The 15,699-nt window shown below is 70.9% G+C and carries 16 protein-coding genes and 1 pseudogene; 14 read left to right on the top strand and 3 right to left on the bottom strand.

Going from position 1 to position 15,699, the window contains the following annotated elements; translation table 11 throughout:
* The first annotated feature begins 172 nt into the window (after positions 1 to 172).
* The 9 genes from LCY71_RS09240 to LCY71_RS09200 all read left to right on the top strand — a co-directional run bounded on the left by LCY71_RS09240 (position 173) and on the right by LCY71_RS09200 (position 8,385).
* Positions 173 to 1,243, top strand: coding sequence for a trypsin-like peptidase domain-containing protein (locus LCY71_RS09240; RefSeq protein WP_225332869.1), 1,071 nt, complete (start codon positions 173 to 175; stop codon positions 1,241 to 1,243).
* A gap of 82 nt (positions 1,244 to 1,325) precedes the next feature.
* Positions 1,326 to 2,249 carry a lipoyl synthase gene (gene lipA / locus LCY71_RS09235; protein WP_225332868.1) on the top strand — a complete coding sequence of 308 codons (924 nt, stop codon included), beginning with the start codon at positions 1,326 to 1,328 and terminating at the stop codon, positions 2,247 to 2,249.
* Between the two features lie 153 nt (positions 2,250 to 2,402).
* Entirely contained in the window at positions 2,403 to 3,887 is a 1,485-nt protein-coding gene (locus LCY71_RS09230; RefSeq protein ID WP_225332867.1) for a dihydrolipoamide acetyltransferase family protein, read from the top strand.
* 47 nt (positions 3,888 to 3,934) lie between these two features.
* Positions 3,935 to 5,347 (top strand): dihydrolipoyl dehydrogenase, encoded by a 1,413-nt coding sequence (lpdA, locus tag LCY71_RS09225; RefSeq protein WP_225332866.1) that lies wholly within the window; start codon positions 3,935 to 3,937, stop codon positions 5,345 to 5,347.
* Between the two features lie 229 nt (positions 5,348 to 5,576).
* Entirely contained in the window at positions 5,577 to 6,218 is a 642-nt protein-coding gene (locus LCY71_RS09220; protein WP_225332865.1) for a hypothetical protein, read from the top strand.
* 64 nt (positions 6,219 to 6,282) lie between these two features.
* The gene (pheA, locus tag LCY71_RS09215) at positions 6,283 to 7,095 is read left to right on the top strand and encodes a prephenate dehydratase (protein WP_225332864.1); all 813 of its coding nucleotides are present in this window, start codon (positions 6,283 to 6,285) and stop codon (positions 7,093 to 7,095) included.
* An 88-nt stretch (positions 7,096 to 7,183) separates the two neighbouring features.
* On the top strand, positions 7,184 to 7,576 hold the full coding sequence (locus tag LCY71_RS09210; RefSeq protein WP_225332863.1) for an Hsp20/alpha crystallin family protein: 393 nt from the start codon (positions 7,184 to 7,186) through the stop codon (positions 7,574 to 7,576).
* Positions 7,577 to 7,689: 113 nt separating this feature from the next.
* The gene (locus tag LCY71_RS09205; protein ID WP_225332862.1) at positions 7,690 to 8,097 is read left to right on the top strand and encodes an SRPBCC family protein; all 408 of its coding nucleotides are present in this window, start codon (positions 7,690 to 7,692) and stop codon (positions 8,095 to 8,097) included.
* A gap of 81 nt (positions 8,098 to 8,178) precedes the next feature.
* The gene (locus tag LCY71_RS09200) at positions 8,179 to 8,385 is read left to right on the top strand and encodes a hypothetical protein (protein ID WP_225332861.1); all 207 of its coding nucleotides are present in this window, start codon (positions 8,179 to 8,181) and stop codon (positions 8,383 to 8,385) included.
* Here the strand turns inward: LCY71_RS09200 and LCY71_RS09195 are convergent.
* Positions 8,382 to 9,713, bottom strand: a complete 1,332-nt coding sequence (locus tag LCY71_RS09195) for a CobW family GTP-binding protein (protein WP_225332860.1) — start codon at positions 9,711 to 9,713, stop codon at positions 8,382 to 8,384. The genes LCY71_RS09200 and LCY71_RS09195 overlap by 4 nt on opposite strands.
* Before the next feature lie 179 nt (positions 9,714 to 9,892).
* Between LCY71_RS09195 and LCY71_RS09190 the strand changes: the two genes are divergently transcribed.
* The 3 genes and pseudogenes from LCY71_RS09190 (at position 9,893) to LCY71_RS09185 (ending at position 12,540) form a co-directional block, all read left to right on the top strand.
* The gene (locus LCY71_RS09190; protein WP_225332859.1) at positions 9,893 to 10,189 is read left to right on the top strand and encodes a DUF7990 family protein; all 297 of its coding nucleotides are present in this window, start codon (positions 9,893 to 9,895) and stop codon (positions 10,187 to 10,189) included.
* Positions 10,189 to 10,737: pseudogene (locus LCY71_RS21685) on the top strand (ArsA family ATPase); the annotation flags it as partial. The gene LCY71_RS09190 and the pseudogene LCY71_RS21685, both read left to right, overlap by 1 nt.
* Positions 10,738 to 10,743: 6 nt before the next feature.
* Entirely contained in the window at positions 10,744 to 12,540 is a 1,797-nt protein-coding gene (locus LCY71_RS09185; protein WP_373325164.1) for a carbon starvation CstA family protein, read from the top strand.
* A 54-nt stretch (positions 12,541 to 12,594) separates the two neighbouring features.
* On the opposite strand, the gene LCY71_RS09180 is transcribed toward LCY71_RS09185, so the two are convergent.
* Complete coding sequence (locus LCY71_RS09180) at positions 12,595 to 13,260, bottom strand: DUF8052 family protein (protein WP_225332857.1); 666 nt, start codon at positions 13,258 to 13,260, stop codon at positions 12,595 to 12,597.
* A 205-nt stretch (positions 13,261 to 13,465) separates the two neighbouring features.
* Between LCY71_RS09180 and LCY71_RS09175 the strand changes: the two genes are divergently transcribed.
* Positions 13,466 to 13,675: a DUF8007 family protein gene (locus LCY71_RS09175; protein ID WP_225332856.1), complete on the top strand. Its 210-nt coding sequence runs from the start codon at positions 13,466 to 13,468 to the stop codon at positions 13,673 to 13,675.
* A 95-nt stretch (positions 13,676 to 13,770) separates the two neighbouring features.
* Positions 13,771 to 14,466, top strand: a complete 696-nt coding sequence (locus LCY71_RS09170; RefSeq protein WP_225332855.1) for a type 1 glutamine amidotransferase domain-containing protein — start codon at positions 13,771 to 13,773, stop codon at positions 14,464 to 14,466.
* Here LCY71_RS09170 and LCY71_RS09165 read toward each other — a convergent pair.
* Positions 14,463 to 15,662 (bottom strand): inorganic phosphate transporter, encoded by a 1,200-nt coding sequence (locus LCY71_RS09165; RefSeq protein ID WP_225332854.1) that lies wholly within the window; start codon positions 15,660 to 15,662, stop codon positions 14,463 to 14,465. The two genes, LCY71_RS09170 and LCY71_RS09165, sit on opposite strands and share 4 nt — an antisense overlap.
* Positions 15,663 to 15,699 lie beyond the last annotated feature (37 nt).

The following is a 15,699-nucleotide window of genomic DNA, read 5'->3' as shown; positions in this document are numbered from 1 at the left end:
CGCCGCCCCGACCGACCCCCGGCGACGCCCCGCCGTGCGGACCGCGTGAGCACCCCGTTCCGACGGCGACGCCGCCGATAGCCGACGTCACCTGCCGATACTTGCCGGGTGGGTGCGAGTGGACACCACTACCGAAAGTAGTCCGTCGCTGACACTCGTATGCCCTGAGACGATGGCCGACCGGTTCGGAAGACGGACCTTCCTGACGACGATCGGATCTGCTGCGACCCTCTCGACGGCCGGCTGTTCCGTCCGGAGCGGGTCCTCGAACGGGGCGCAAGTGCCGACGCTGCTCGCCGGCGACGAGGCGGTGCGCAGAGACCGGGTCCCCGATACCTGGAAAGCCCATGTCGAGACGGTCTGGATAGCCCGCGAGCGGCTCGGCGAACAGCTGTCCGGACTCGAGGACGTCGTCGGGCTGAAGGTGGTCCGCAGCGACGTCGAGTACGGCGGTCGTCCGGGCCTCCGTCTCGGGGTCGAACTCGCGAGCCCGGAGGCGGAGATCGACCTCCCCAAGGACGTCGAGGGGATCCCGGTGTCGGTCGAAGAGGCCCTGGAACGCGGTCTCAGCGCCTGCTACAACGACGCCGACTTCGACCCGGTGCCCGGCGGCGTCATCGTCGAGGCCGCGGAGGGCGGCGCCTTCGGCACGGCGTGCTGTCGCGTCTTCGACGGCGGCGAGCCGCGCCTGCTGACCGCCGCGCACCTCTGGGAGTCCTGCAATCGGGAGGACGCCGTCGGCTCCCGGACCACCCAGAACGGTCGCTACCTGGGTCCGGTCGTGCGGTACGACCAGAACCGCGACGTGGCCATGGTCGCGCCGGAGGAACTCGAACTCGACGGCGATATCAAGCTGATCGGTTCGGAGCGGCGACCCATCGGCGGCAGAGTGAGCGAGTGGGGACTGGCGCTGTTCCTCACCGGCGACCACACCGTGCGGAAGATCGGCACGTCCAGCGGGAACACGACCGGGCGCGTGACCGGGATGGCCGTCGAGGAGGGGTGGGAGCAGTGCGTCGACTTCGGCGGGAACGGCGTCGAGGCCGAGTACCGCAACGTCCCCGGCGACTCCGGCGGCCCGGTGTTCTACGAGCACGAGGGCGAGGCCTTCCTCGTGAGCGTCCAGCAGATGTGGCTGCGGGAGGTCGGCACCGCCTGCGACGACCGGCTGGCGGCCGACCGCGGCCGCGGGACCGCCGCCGCCCACCTGCGCGAGCAGTTGGGGATCCAGTTCGTGGAGTGACGCCACGGACGGCGCTCTCTCAGCGTCGCCGTCCCGTCGCGGGACCGCACGCTTTTCATCGCTCCGTCCGAACCACCCGGTAATGAGTCGCGCTCGCAAGCCCGACTGGCTGAAGATGCGGCCGCCGTCGGGCGAGCGCTTCACCGAGATCAAGCAGTCCCTCCGGGAGCGGGACCTCCACACCGTCTGCGAGGAGGCCAACTGCCCCAACATGGGAGAGTGCTGGAGCGGACGGGACGGGCCCGGCACGGCCACCTTCATGCTGATGGGCGACCGCTGCTCGCGGGGCTGTAACTTCTGCGACGTCGAGACCGGCGGGATGGACCCGCTGGACGAGGACGAACCCGAGCAGGTGGCCGACGCCGTCGCCGACATCGGCCTCGACTACGTGGTCCTGACCTCCGTCGACCGCGACGACCTCCCCGACCAGGGCGCGGGCCACTTCGCCCGGACCATCGAGGCGATCAAGGAGCGCCACCCCGGCATCCTCGTCGAGGCGCTGGTCCCGGACTTCCAGGGCGAGGAGGATCTGGTGCAGAAAGTCCTCGACGCCGAACCGGACGTCTTCGCCCACAACGTCGAGACGGTCGAGCGCCTCCAGTGGCCCGTGCGGGACCGCCGGGCCGGCTACGAGCAGTCGCTGTCCGTCCTGCGGCAGGCCGCCCGCGAGTCGGACTGCTACGTCAAGACCAGCCTCATGCTCGGCGTCGGCGAGTACGCCCACGAGGTGTACCAGGCCCTCTCGGACCTCCGGCAGGTCGGCGTCGACGTGGTGACGCTGGGCCAGTACCTCCAGCCCTCCCGCTCGCACCTGGAGGTCAGCGAGTACGTCCACCCCGACGCCTTCGACACCTGGCGGCGGGTGGCGGAGGAGGAACTGGGCTTCCTCTACTGCGCGTCCGGGCCGATGGTCCGGTCGTCGTACCGTGCGGGCGAGCTATTCGTCGAGAGCGTGCTCGCGACCGACGACGTGGAAGCGGCGAGGGAGCGAGCACGGAGCCAGTGAGCGGCGAACGAGGTGAGCCGCGAACAGCCGTCCTCGACGGCGAGGACCCCGCCGAGGCGCGCCAGCGGGCGCGGGCGGGCGACTGACCGGCACAGAGATTTCTTCGGCCGGCCGATCAAAGACGGTTTGACCGAGGGCGTAGCAGTGCGAGGCATGTTCGAGTTCAGGCTCCCCGACCTGGGGACGGGAGTCGACGAGGGCGAGCTACTGGCGTGGCGCGTCGCCCCCGGCGACGCCGTCGAGGAGGATCAGGTGCTCGCCGAGGTGGAGACCGACAAGGCCGCCGTCGACGTCCCCTCGCCCGTCGCGGGGACCGTCCGGGAACTGCGCGCCGACGCCGGCGATGTCGTCGCCGAGGGCGACGTCGTCGCGGCGATCGAGGTCGCCGACGAGGCGGCCGCCGACGAGGCCGAGTCCGACGACGGCGCCGGCGACGGCGAGACCGGCGACGAGTCCACCAGAGCCGTCTCCGCGAAGGGCAGGCGCGTGTTCGCCCCGCCGAACGTCCGCCGGCTGGCGCGGGAGCTGGACGTGGAGATCGCCGCCGTCGAGGGGACCGGTCCGAGCGGGCGCATCACCGAGTCGGACGTCCGCGAGGCCGCCGAAGAGGACGACGATGCGACCGGGGACGGGAGCGCCGACGACGGCCCCACGTCCGTCGTCGGCCGCGTCGGTGCGGACGACGGAGGGGACGACGAGGGCGGACCGACCGCCGTCGTCAGCCGCGTCGATACGGACGACGGCGGGGCAGGACCCACGTCGGTCGTCAGCCGCGTCGGCGAGGGGCAGGCCCGCCAGGACGACGAGCAGGGAACGGCCGCCGAGAGCGAGCAGTCCGCGGAGGCAGCAGGGGAGCCGAACGCCGCGACGGCCGACGAGACCGTCACCGGACGGACCGTCGAGGGCGTCGCCCCGGACCGCCGCGAGCCCTACGACGGCGCGCGCCGGGCCGTCGGCGAACGACTGGCCCGCGCCCGGCGGGAGATCCCCCACGCGACCCACCACGACACCGCCGCCGTGCCGGGGCTGGTGCGGGCTCGTGAGCGCCTGCGCCCGCTGGCCGAGGAGCGCGACGTGACCCTGAACGACATGCCGTTTCTGCTGACGGCCGTCGCCGCGGCGCTGCGGGAGTACCCCGTTCTCAACGCCAAGCTCGACGCCGAGAGCGAGGAGATCGTCTACGAGGGCGTCCGCAACGTCGGCGTGGCCGCGGCGACGGACGCCGACCGGACCGTCCCGGTCGTCGAGGACGTCGACGGGAAGGGCCTGCTGGCGCTGGCCGCGGAACTCGAGGACCTGACGGCGCGCGCCGACGAAGGGACCCTCGACGCGGCGGAGACCGAGACGGCGACGTTCACCGTGACCGACGCCGGCGGCGAGCACGCCGATCCGGTGATCAGGCCGCCCCAGACAGCCGTCCTGGCCGTCGGCGAACTGACGGAGCGGCCCGTCGCGGTCAGCGCCCTCCCCGACGGCGTCGACCTCGACGGCGAACCGGAGAGCGGCGTCGTCGCCGCGCCGACGCTCCCGCTCTCGCTGGCCGTCGACCGCCGCGTCGTCGACGCCGCCGAGGCGGCCCGGTTCCTCGACGCGCTGACCGGCTACCTCGCAGATCCGACGCGGCTGCTGCTGGAGTAGTTCCGGAGACATAGCCACTTTTCACGCCGCCGTCCGACGCCCCGGATATGACTGCCGGAGACGGACCGACGGAAACGGAACTGCTGATCGTTGGCGGCGGGCCGGGCGGCTACGTCGCCGCCATCCGCGCCGCCCAGCTGGGCGTCGACACGACGCTGGTCGAGAAAGACGCGTTCGGCGGGACCTGCCTCAACTACGGCTGCATCCCCTCGAAGGCGCTGATCTCCGGGGCCGACGTGGCCCACGAGGCCGGCGACGCCGAGCACATGGGCATCTACGCCGACCCCGCCGTCGACCTGACCGGGATGGTCGAGTGGAAGGATGGCGTCGTGACCCGGCTGACCCGCGGCGTCGAGTCCCTCTGCGAGAGCGAGGGCGTCGACCTGATCGAGGGGACGGCGACGTTCACCGGCGAGCACGCGGCCCGGGTCGACCGGGACGAGGGCGACCCGGCCGAGATCGAGTTCGAGCACGCCGTCGTCGCGACCGGGAGCCGACCGATCACGGTGCCGGGCTTCGAGTTCGACGGCGAGCGAATCCTCTCCTCGAAGGACGCGCTCTCCCTGGAGTCGGTGCCGGACCGCCTGCTGGTCGTCGGCGCGGGCTACATCGGGATGGAGCTGTCGACCGTCTACGCCAAGCTCGGGGCCGACGTGACCGTCGTCGAGATGCTGGACGAGGCGCTGCCGACCTACGAGGACGACGTGGCGAAGCTCGTCCGCGAACGGGCCGAGGACCTCGGCGTGGACTTCCACTTCGGCGAGGCCGCCCAGGAGTGGGAGGCGGCCGACGAGGGCGCGGTCGTCTACACGGAGGACGAGGACGGCGGGCGGACGGCCTTCGAGGCCGACCGGACGCTGGTCGCCGTCGGCCGACAGGCCGTCACCGACGGACTGGGGCTGGACGCGCTGGGCCTGGAGCCCGACGAGAACGGGTTCCTCGAGACGGACGACCGGGGCCGCACCGACCTGGAGCACGTCTTCGCCGTCGGCGACGTGGCCGGCGAGCCGATGCTCGCGCACACGGCGATGGTCGAAGGCGAAGTGGCCGCCGAGGTCGTCGCCGGCGAGCCCGCGGCGCTCGACCACCAGGCGATCCCCGCCGCGGTGTTCACCGACCCCGAGGTCGGTACCGTCGGCATGACCGAGGCCGAGGCCGAGGAGGCGGGTTTCGATCCGATCGTCGGCGAGATGCCGATGCGAGCCAGCGGCCGGGCGATGACGCTCGACGAGCGCGACGGGTTCGTCCGCGTCGTCGCCGACGCCGAGACGGAGTTCCTGCTGGGCGCGCAGGTCGTCGCGCCCGAGGCCTCTGAACTGATCGCCGAACTGGCCCTGGCCGTCGAGATGGGCGCGACCCTCGAAGACGTCGCCGGGACGATCCATACCCACCCGACCCTCTCCGAGGCCGTCCGCGAGGCCGTCCTCGACGCGACCGGCGACGCCGTCCACACGCAGTGACTGGGGCCGGTCACGCGCGGTAACGGGTACATTCTCTTGGGGCCGCGCGCGAGCGCGCCCCGCGGCGCAGCGGCCCGATTCGACCGCCGACGCTTTCCCGGATAGTTACGACCAGCTCGGGCGCTGCCCCCAGCGTGGCCGTCAGCTGCTTCCCGGAAAGATCCCATTTTGACAGACAGAACGGCTCTAACTGCCGTTCATAGGCAAAGCTTATGTCCCGAGTTCGGCGATGCCGGTGACAGAACGCGACATGGCGACCGACCATCCGGACGATGCGACGGCTGTGGGGAAGCGAGCGGCGGCGGACGAACGACGGCGGGAGCGGGACACGCACTTCGACTGGCCGGCGACCAGAAAGCTGGCGTTACTCGGCGGTATCCTGTTCCTGCTCGCGGCGACGCTCCCGATGTACTGGCTCTATCCCGCGTCGACGGCGAGCGCGCTGCCGGGAACGGACCCGGCGGCGGCGACGCCGACAGTTGCGACGCTCGGCGCGCTGGGCGGGGGGCTCGTCTTCCTGGCCGTGACGGTCGTCGCGGGCGCGGCGCTGTACCGACTGGAGCGGGGACCGCTGACGCAGCGTGAGACCCTGGGCGTCCACGTCGCCGAGGACGCGGCCACCTACCTCGGGTTCGTCACCGGCGGCATCGCGACGGCCGTCGCGGTCGCGCTGTTCGCCCTCGGCCTGGGCGGTGCCGGCGTCCTCGAGACCTACGCGGCGGTGACCGGCGGTCACGACCCGTTCGCGCGGTCCGCGTACGACGTGACCGTGCTGCACGCGGCCGCGCTCGGCTTCTGGGGCGCGGTCGTCGCCTTCGCCGCCAGCTGGCACGTCCGGCGGCGACAGCGGACGCCGCGGCGCCGGCGGTGATCGATCCGCGGCCGGATAGTCGGCGACCGGGTCGCTTTTCATTGCGACTGGAGTACCGGCAGGTATGACGACGCTCACGCTTGGACCTGAGGGGACCTACTCCCACCGGGCCGCCCGGGCGGTGGCCGACGACGAGGACATCGAGTTCCGGGAGTCGGTCACGGCCATCGTCGAGGCCGTCGCCGACGGCGAGTACGACCGCGGCGTCGTGGCCGTCGAGAACAGCATCGAGGGCTCGGTGACTGAGAGCCTGGACGCCTTCGCGAACCACGAGGTCGCGGTCGTCCGGGAGATCATCACGCCGATCCGTCACGCGCTGCTGGCCCAGGAGGAGTCGTTCGAGGTCGTCGCCAGCCACGCCCAGGCGCTCGCGCAGTGCCGGTCGTACCTCGAGGAGCACTACCCCGAGGCGGACCTGGAGGCCGTGGCCTCGACGGCGCGCGGCGTCGAGCGGGCCCGCGAGGACCCCAGATTCGCCGGCATCGGCCACCCCGGCAACGCGGGCGAGGGCCTGCGGGTGCTCGCCGAGGACATCCAGGACCAGTCCTCGAACGCGACCCGCTTCGTCGTCGTCGCGCCCGCCGAGGAGCGCTCGGAGGCGGGGTCGAAGTCCTCGTTCATCGTCTACCCCGACGTCGACTACCCCGGCCTCCTGCTGGAGATGCTCGAACCGTTCGCCGACCGGGACATCAACCTCACCCGCGTCGAGTCCCGCCCCAGCGGGGAGCGCCTCGGAGACTACGTCTTCCACATCGACGTCGCCGCAGGTCTCTACGAGGAGCGCACCCAGTCGGCGCTGGCCGACATCGAGGAGATCGCCGAGCAGGGCTGGGTCCGCCGACTCGGTTCCTACGACTCCGAGACCGTCCTCGAGTAGCGGTGCCGTCCGCTTCCGGCCTCGGTAGCCGATTCTGTCCTCGCCGGGCAGACAATATAAGGCGGACCGGTGCGTAGCTGTAAGTGACATGACGACACCGAACCCCTTCGAGGAGATAGAGCGCGCGTTCGACACGCTCGGTGGCGGCCTCGGAACGGACCTGACCGGCATCGCGGTCGACGTCGTCGACGAGGGCGACGAGTTCGTCGTCCGCGCCGACCTGCCGGGCTACGACAGCGACGACATTGACGTCACCCTCCAGAACCGGCGACTGACCATCCAGGCGGAGCGCGAGACGGAGGCCGAGGCCGGCGACGAGACGTTCGTCACGCGCGAGCGACGCCGCCAGAGCACCAGCCGGACCGTCCAGCTACCCGACCCCGTCGAGCCGGACGCCACCGCCAACTACGACCGGGGCGTGCTGTCCGTCCGGCTCGAGAAGCAGGCCGACGCCGACGGGACCGACATCCCCGTGAACTGACCGCGACGGGGCGTCGGTTCCGGCCGGTACTCGCAGCGCTTCCGACCGGCGTTCGCGCGGCCGTCCCCCGCTCGCGCGGGAGCTTTTTTGTGAGCGGCCGCCACTCTCCGGGTATGCGCGAGGTGGAGGTGACGAGGTTCGTGTCGGCCCGGCCCGACGAGGTCAGGCGCGCGCTCTCGCCAGCGGCGCTCGTCGAGGCCGAGGGCACGTTCTCCGTCTCGGCCGTCGAGGAGACCGACGAGGGCACCGTCGTCACGGCCACGGGGCCGTGGATGGCCGTGCCGCTCCGGTTCGAGTCGCGGGAAGACGGGCTGGCGTACACGGCCGAGGGCGACGTCGGCCCGTTCGACCACCTCGAGACCGTCGTGACGGTGGTCCCGAAGAACGAGGGATCGGAGGTCACCGCGCGCTCGGCCGTCTCGCTGAACGCGCCGCTGCCGTTCGCCGACCGGATCGCCGCCTGGAAGCGCCGCGGCGAACTCCAACGCGCCGTCGAGACGCTGGCCGACGAGGCGTTCTGAGGACGGCGTCGCGGGGTGTGTGCGAACCGCACGCACGACCGCCGCAGCGTTAGTATCGGTTGTCCAGAACTATCCGATACTATGGGACTCATCGACACGGTCAAGGAGGCCCTCGCCTCGGACTCGGCGGCGAGACCGCGCCCCGACGACGGGTCGGAGGGCGCCTACTGGTGCGACGACTGCGACGTGCGGATTCGCGACGTCGACCTGGCGGGCGAACCGACCTGTCCGGACTGCGGCGAGGAGATGCGCTTCGAGCGCGCGTCCGGGCGGTCGTGCGCCTGTTAGGGTTCCCGGACGACCGTCGGGTCGTCCTGTTCGCCAGGGAACGGGTCCGACAGCGCGTCGGTCCCGTCCCACTCCTCGTCGGTGACCAGCGCGTCGTCCAGCCGTTTCCGGATCGCCCCTTCGTCGTAGTCGGTGCCGATGAACACCAGTTCCGTCTGCCGGTCACCGTGCTCCTCGTGCCACTCCAGGTCCGGTCGGTTCGACCGGTAGAGGTCCCGCTCGACCTCGGGCAGGCCCGTGATCCAGGGCCCCCGGCTCTCGGCCCGGATCGACGGCCCGGCGTGACCGATCACGACGCGCGAGTCGTTGCCGGCGACCCAGGCGGTCCCCTTCGATCGGACGACGCCCGCGGGGAGTTCCCGGAGGGCCTCGGCGAACCGCTCCGGATGGAAGGGACGGCGCCGACGGTAGACGAAGGATGTGACGCCGTACACCTCGTCCGGGTGGCTGTGGCCCGCGTGGTCGTCGTCGTCCTCGCGGCCCGCGTGGTCGTCTGCTTCGTCCTCCGCGGCGTCGAGCGCCCGCTTCCACCCCGACAGGTCGCTCATGCGCTCGACGTCGAACAGGTCGCGGTCGAACAGCCGGTCCGGGTCGACCCGCGAGAACTCCGTCCGGATCGTCTCGGCGTCCGGCCGGAGCGCGCCGACCAGCTCCTCGGCCTCGTCGAGTTCCGCCTCGCTACAGACGTCGGCCTTGTTCAGCAGGACGACGTTGGCAAGTTCCACCTGCTCGACGAGCAGGTCCGACAGCGGCCGGTCGCCCTCCTCGCCGCGGCGCTCGGGCTCGCCGTCGACAGACTCACTCCGTTCGCCTGTCGAGCCCCGACTCGCGGTACTCGTCGGAACGCCGGCAGACTCGCTTCGCTCGTCTCCCGAGCCCTGGCTCGCTTCGCTCGCCAGGACGCCGGCGAAGGCGTCGAGGAACTGCGGCGTGTCGAGGACCGTGACCAGCGCGTCGACGCGGTACAGCGCGGCCACGCGCGACTCCGTCGTGAACAGCCGCGCGACCGGGCCGGGCTCGGAGATGCCCGACGCCTCGACGACGAGGTGGTCGAACTCCCGGTTCCGTGCCAGCCTGATCACCGCCGCCTCCAGGTCGTCCTGTAGCTCACAGCAGATGCAGCCGTTCGAGAGCTCCGTGACGCCGCCGCCGACGTCGAGGTCCGAGCCCTCCGCGACGAGTTCGGCGTCGACGTTGACCTCGCCCACGTCGTTGACGAGGACGGCGAGGTCCCGCTCGCCGGCGTTCGCGAGCAGGTGGTTCAACAGGGTCGTCTTCCCGGCACCGAGGCTCCCCGAGAGGAGCGTGACCGGAATCGACTCGCTCATGGACCGCCCTTTCGCGGCGGCGGACTTGAAACCGTGCCCCGCGTGCGACCGGCGGGCACGGCCGACGGGAACGCGCTCGCGGGCGTCGAACGTGACGGCGACGGGGCCGATCCGCCCGTGTGTCGTCGACGGACAATCGTGAGAGACTTTACAAGCGGGCACCGTGTAGCGGTACCACGATGGAGCTGGCCGACCGCATTGAACGGGCGAAGCGCGCGCTGCGCGAGTGGGCCCGCGGGCTGTACCACGGGATGATCAGCCACCCCGCCTACGAGAAGATCGAGAACGAGGCCGAGGACCTCGAGGACGCGTTCATGCTGGCCTGTTTCCCCGACGCCTTCGGCATCCCGTCGCCGGTGTCCTACTACACGGCGGAGCTGCTCCCGTACATCGAGGACGAGTTCGAAGCCTGGGAGCGCCGGCTGTGGGACCGGGAGACGCTCATCGAGCGCAAGGGCCAGCAGTACCACTTCTGATGGAGCCGTTCGTCTTCTTCGGCGGCAAGGGCGGGGTCGGCAAGACGACCGTCTCCTGCGCCTACGGCCTGAAGTGCGCCCGGGCGGGCCGGGAGACGCTGGTCGTCTCCACGGACCCGGCCCACTCCGTCTCAGACGTGTTCGACCAGCAGTTCAGCGACGACCCGGCGCCAGTCGAGGGGATCGACGGCCTCTACGCGATGGAGATCGACCCCGACGAGGAGGTCCAGCGCCACCTGGACGGCATCCGGTCGGACCTCTCCGAGCAGGTGTCGGCGGCGATGGTCAACGAGATCAACCAGCAGCTGGAGATGGCCCACCGGACGCCCGGCGCCTACGAGTCGGCGCTGTTCGACCGCTTCGTCGACGTGATGCGAAACGCCGATCCCTACGACCGGGTCGTGTTCGACACCTCGCCGACCGGCAGCACGCTCCGCCTGCTGGGCCTGCCGGAGTTCCTGGAGGGGTGGATCGAGCGGCTGATGCACAAGCGCGAGAAGAGCATCGACCTCTTCGAGAAGGCCGCCATCGGCAACAACGAGCCCCGGCGCGTGATGGACGGCGAGTTCCTCGAGCTCGACGACGCGAACGAGACGCCGGCGCACAAGTACGAGGACGGGCAGGAGTACGTACCGGCGAAGAAACCGGTGCTGCTGGGACACCACTTCTCCAGCATCGCCGGGGGCGCGCCGATCGTCGGTCCGATCACGGCGGGTGCCATCTGGGGCTGGCTGCCCGCCCTCCTGTGGGTCGCCATCGGGAACCCGCTGATGGGCGCCGTCCACGACTTCGTCTCGCTGTCGGGGTCGCTCCGGCACGAGGGGAAGTCGATCGGGTACATCATCGGCGAGTACGTCGGCGAGAGCGGCAAGAACATGCTGCTGTGGTTCGCGTTCCTGACGATCATCCTCGTCGTCGCCGTGTTCGCGCTCGTGGTGGGGATCGTCTTCAACGCCTACCCCGAGGCCGTGACGGCGTCGTTCGTCTACATCGCACTGGCGCTCGCGTTCGGGGTGTACCTCTACCAGCTGAACGGTCCGTTCATCCCCGGTACGGTGCTGTTCGTCGCCGGCGTGTTCGCCGGGGTCTGGATCGGGATCCAGTACCCCCTCGCGCTGTTCGAGCCGACCGCCGAGCGGACCGCGGACATGGCCGTCATCGTCCTGTTCGGCGGCGACGGCTCGTGGCTCCCCGGGGCCCAGGCGCTGGGCGGCGGCAACGTCGCAGCCTGGGTTCCCGTCGTGCTGATCTACGCCGCCGTCGCGAGCGCCTTGCCGGTCTGGGTGCTCCTCCAGCCGCGCGACTACCTGTCGTCGTTCCTGCTGTACGCCGGGGTCGGCGGTTCGCTGCTGGCGATCGTCGTCGGCACGCTGCTCAGCACGTCCGCGGAGCCGCTGACCATCGACCCGTCGATCAGCGCCTTCGACGGGTTCTGGGGCGTCGAGGCCGCGGGATTGTACCCGTTGTTCCCCCTGCTGTTCATCACCATCGCCTGCGGGACCATCAGCGGCTTCCACTCGCTGGTGTCCTCCGGAACGACCGCCAAGCAGCTCAACAAGGAGTCCGACGCCCGCCTGATCGGCTACGGCGGCATGCTCGGCGAGGGCCTGCTGGCGGCCGTCGCGCTGTCGACGCTCGCCGTGGCCGGGTTCCCCGATCCGGCCGGTGGCATCGGCGCCGCGCTGCCGAACTTCGCGACCGGTGGCGGCATCATCCTCACCAGCCTCGGGCTCCCGGCCGCCTACGGGGCGCCGTTCATGGCACTGGTGCTCGTGAGCTTCCTGCTCACGTCGACTGACACGGCCGCCCGCCTCGGGCGGTACATGATGGAGGAGATCGTCGGCCTCCCGGCCGGCGAGACCAGCACCGGTCTCGATGTCGGCGGCGGCCTCCGCTCGACGCTTGGCGAGATCGGCCGCGGGCGCTACACCAACCCGCTGATCCAGATCGTCGCGGCCTACCTCATGATCGTCTCCGGCCAGTGGGCCATGCTGTGGGCCCTGTTCGGCGGCGCAAACCAGCTGCTGGCCGCGCTCGCGCTGCTGACCGGCACCGTCTGGCTCGCCAACTGGGACGACAACAAGCAGCTGTACTCCACTGGCGTGCCGATGGCCGTCATGGTGACCATCACCGTGCTCGGCCTGGCCTGGCTGGCGTTCTACGAGAACCTCTACCAGAACATCATCCAGGGCGGCGCCAGCGGGCTCGGTCTCGTGTCGGCCGCCGTCCAGATGATACTCGCGCTCGTGTTGATCAGCCTGGCACTGGCGCTGGTCAAGAAGGGCTACGACAACGTCTCGCGGGTCCGCGAGCGGTTCGGCGGCGCTGCGGTCGAACCGAGCGACGACTGACGCGATCCGCACCCCGTTTTTCGCCCGGAACGCATCGCGCGCAGCCGCTGCCAGTCACTTCCAGAACCGCTTCGCGAACCTCGAGAGGAATCCTTCGTCCGGCTTCGAGACGTCCTCCCAGAGCCGGAAGGCCTCGACGACGTCGGCGGCCTCGCCGGCGGCGACCGCCCGGCGGTCGGGCACGACGACGCCGAGGTTCACCTCGTAGTGGCCGTAGTAGCCGAACTTCAGGAGCGTCCGCTCTCGCTGGCCGGCCACGTACTCGCGGACGTCGTCGGGGAGTTCGTCGGCGACGAGGACGAACGTGAAGTCCGTCCGGAAGTGCTCCTCGTTGCCGTCGACGCGCTCGTCGGCCAGGTCGTGGCCCAGCTCGACCAGTCGCTCCAGCTCCCCGACCGTCGGCCGGCCGACCCGGCGGGCGTAGAGGTACTCCTCGGACTCGTGGTCCCCGTAGGACAGCGCCGGGTGGAAGAACTGCTTCTGGTTCAGCACCCGCATCTCGCCGTGGAGGTCCCACGTCTCGCCCTGGAGGACGTGGCCTCGCTTCAGGTCGTAGTTGTACATCAACCGGTCGCTCACCCGGTCGAGGTAGGGGTCCTCCCAGTCGGGCACGTTCTCGACGATCTCGTCGGGCAGTTCCGACTTCGGTACCGCGGCGTCGGCCGGGTCCTCCCAGTCGTCCGCGCCGTAGTCGGTCGCCGGCTCGTCGCTCTCGCTCATGGATGCCGTCGATCACCGCCGTTCGCCGCTCGTGTGCCCCGTCCTCGCATGTCAGTGAGAAACTGCGGGGACGAAATAAGCCCGTCGGTGGTTCCGGTCCCGCCGCGGCCATCCATCGCGGTCGGTCCGGCGGCTATCGGGGCCGGTCTGTCCGTTCACGACGTGCAGATGGTTTTTAGTGTCGCGAGCGATTACGTCACTAATAATGGCGAAAGACACGGAGGCCTGCGGCCGCTGTTCCATGACCGTCGTCGTCGACGCGGTCGAGGAGAAGGAGAGCGGCCACGACCCCTTCGAGGGCGACCGGATCGAGGTCGACGAGCGCGAGATGCAATGCGCCTCGCCGGACGCCTGGATTTCCCGCGTCTCCTCGCGGATCGACGACGCGGTCACGCGCCTCGCCTGGGGTCGGTGAAGTCAGTCCGCGCCGGCAGTTCCAGTCAACTGGGTGCCGCCATCGCTTTCCCGTAGCCCGCAGTATATTAGGCTGGATCCCCGACCCACTGCTGTATGGCGTCCGCACTATTCGTCGTCAGCGAAGAAGGGTACTGGGGAGAGGAATGTGTCGAGCCGCTCACGACGCTGACCGACGCCGGCGTCGACGTCACGGTGGCTACGCCGACGGGCAGCCCACCGGTGATCGACGAGCGCTCGGTCGCCCCCGACACCGTCGGCGAGGAGACGGCCGAGCGCGTCCGCGAGGTCCACGAGAGCGACGAGCGGCTCAACGACCCCGAACCGATCGCCGACGTGTCCGTCGAGGGCCACGACGCCGTCGTGTTCCCCGGCGGCCACGGCACCGAATGGGACGTCAACCAGGACCGCCACGCCCGGCGCCTGCTCCGGGACGCGGTCGAGGGCGACGCCCTCGCACTCGTCGTCTGCCACGCCGTCGGCATCCTCGCCTTTACCCGCGACTCCGAGGGAGACCTGCTGGCCGAGGGCCGCGAGGTGACCGGCTTCCCCAACGAGTGGGAGGAGGGCATCGTCGACGAGCGCGACCTGATGCCCGACGGCCGGAAGCTCCCCTACTGGGTCGAGGACGAGGTCGTCGCTGCCGGCGGCGACTGGGACGCCGAGCTCGACCAGGACACCTCCGTCACGGTCGACGGCAGCCTCATCACCGGCCGCGGGCCCGAGTCCTCTGCCGCCGCGGCGCGGACACTGCTGGAGGAACTCGGAATTGACCACCCGAAGAGCGCCTAGAGAAGCGCCTCGACGGCGAGGATCACGCCGTAGCTGATCGCGAAGGCCAGCACGAGCGAGCCGATCCAGGCCAGCACCGTCTTGCCGATCTTTTCGCCGCTGACCGCGCTTCCGCCAGCGGCCGCGCCGCTGCCGACGATGCCGGAGACGATGATCTCGTTGAACGAGATGGGGATGCCGAAGAAGACGGCCGTCTGGGCGATGACGAACGAGGGGATCAGCGCGGCGATGGAGCGGCGCGGTCCCAGCGAGGAGTAGTCCTGTGAGAGCGCCTTGATCATCCGCGGCGCGCCGGTCCACGACCCGGCCAGCAGCCCGATCCCGCCGAACAGCAACACGCCGGCGATCGGAACGGCCGCGGCGGGCCCCTGACCGAGCACCGGCAGGAGGGGACCGATCGCCAGCCCGACCTGGCTCCCGCCGGCGGAGAAGGCGACGAGGCCGCCCAGCACGAGCAGGAAGTGACGCTGGCCGGCCTCGGGGTCGTTCCGGATGTCGTGGGAGAGCAGCGCCCCCGCGGCGACGGCACCGACGAGAGTCACGGCGGCGACCGCGGCGAGGCCGGACAGCTCCAGCCACCGCGCGACCGCCACGGCGATCGACGCCTGCTCCGTGCCCGGGGCCAGCAGGACGAACTCGACGTTGGCGAGGATGGCCGCCACCAGCCCCGCCAGCACCGGTACGAGCAGTCGCTCGGGGACGTCCTCGCGGCGCAGGAGCTTCGCCGTCGCGTAGGCGGTGCCGCCGCCCACGAACGGCGTGGCGACCCACAGCGCCGTGATCTCGACGTACTTCCCGATCGCGGGCCGGCCGCCGATCGCCAGGCCGACGCCGACCACGGCGCCGGTGACGGTGAAGGCCGTCGCGATGGGATAGCCCGTGAAGATGCCCACGGCGACCAGCAGCGCCGCGGTCACGAGGGCGACGATGGCGGCCGCCGCCGAGAGCCCGCCGCCCTCCGGGAACAGGACGAGGCCCTCCCCCACCGCCTCGGTGACGTTGGCCCCCTGGAGGACGGCCCCGAGCAGCCCGAGGATGCCGACGAAGAAGCCCGCTCGCATCACGGAGATAGCGTTCGCTCCGACCGCCGGCGCGAACGGCGTCGACCCAGACGACCCCGCGCCGATAGCCCATGCCATGAACAGGCTGGCCAGCGACGCGACGGCAAGCGTCGCGAGCGTGCTCGCACCGACCATCTGCACCCCGGTTGTCCGGGCCCCCGCTTTAGCGTGC

The sequence above is a fragment of the Halomicrobium urmianum genome (assembly GCF_020217425.1).
Taxonomy (GTDB): Archaea; Halobacteriota; Halobacteria; order Halobacteriales; family Haloarculaceae; genus Halomicrobium; species Halomicrobium urmianum.
Note: the sequence above shows the minus strand (reverse complement) of the source record. Positions and strands in the feature narration are given on the sequence as shown.

Bases quoted from the DNA above. Each gene is read 5' to 3' on its own strand.
- LCY71_RS09240 (WP_225332869.1), top strand. From the start codon at position 173: ATGGCCGACCGGTTCGGAAGACGGACCTTCCTGACGACGATCGGATCT.
- lipA (WP_225332868.1), top strand. From the start codon at position 1,326: ATGAGTCGCGCTCGCAAGCCCGACTGGCTGAAGATGCGGCCGCCGTCG.
- LCY71_RS09230 (WP_225332867.1), top strand. From the start codon at position 2,403: ATGTTCGAGTTCAGGCTCCCCGACCTGGGGACGGGAGTCGACGAGGGC.
- lpdA (WP_225332866.1), top strand. From the start codon at position 3,935: ATGACTGCCGGAGACGGACCGACGGAAACGGAACTGCTGATCGTTGGC.
- LCY71_RS09220 (WP_225332865.1), top strand. From the start codon at position 5,577: ATGCCGGTGACAGAACGCGACATGGCGACCGACCATCCGGACGATGCG.
- pheA (WP_225332864.1), top strand. From the start codon at position 6,283: ATGACGACGCTCACGCTTGGACCTGAGGGGACCTACTCCCACCGGGCC.
- LCY71_RS09210 (WP_225332863.1), top strand. From the start codon at position 7,184: ATGACGACACCGAACCCCTTCGAGGAGATAGAGCGCGCGTTCGACACG.
- LCY71_RS09205 (WP_225332862.1), top strand. From the start codon at position 7,690: ATGCGCGAGGTGGAGGTGACGAGGTTCGTGTCGGCCCGGCCCGACGAG.
- LCY71_RS09200 (WP_225332861.1), top strand. From the start codon at position 8,179: ATGGGACTCATCGACACGGTCAAGGAGGCCCTCGCCTCGGACTCGGCG.
- LCY71_RS09195 (WP_225332860.1), bottom strand. From the start codon at position 9,713: ATGAGCGAGTCGATTCCGGTCACGCTCCTCTCGGGGAGCCTCGGTGCC.
- LCY71_RS09190 (WP_225332859.1), top strand. From the start codon at position 9,893: ATGGAGCTGGCCGACCGCATTGAACGGGCGAAGCGCGCGCTGCGCGAG.
- LCY71_RS09185 (WP_373325164.1), top strand. From the start codon at position 10,744: ATGGACGGCGAGTTCCTCGAGCTCGACGACGCGAACGAGACGCCGGCG.
- LCY71_RS09180 (WP_225332857.1), bottom strand. From the start codon at position 13,260: ATGAGCGAGAGCGACGAGCCGGCGACCGACTACGGCGCGGACGACTGG.
- LCY71_RS09175 (WP_225332856.1), top strand. From the start codon at position 13,466: ATGGCGAAAGACACGGAGGCCTGCGGCCGCTGTTCCATGACCGTCGTC.
- LCY71_RS09170 (WP_225332855.1), top strand. From the start codon at position 13,771: ATGGCGTCCGCACTATTCGTCGTCAGCGAAGAAGGGTACTGGGGAGAG.
- LCY71_RS09165 (WP_225332854.1), bottom strand. From the start codon at position 15,662: ATGGTCGGTGCGAGCACGCTCGCGACGCTTGCCGTCGCGTCGCTGGCC.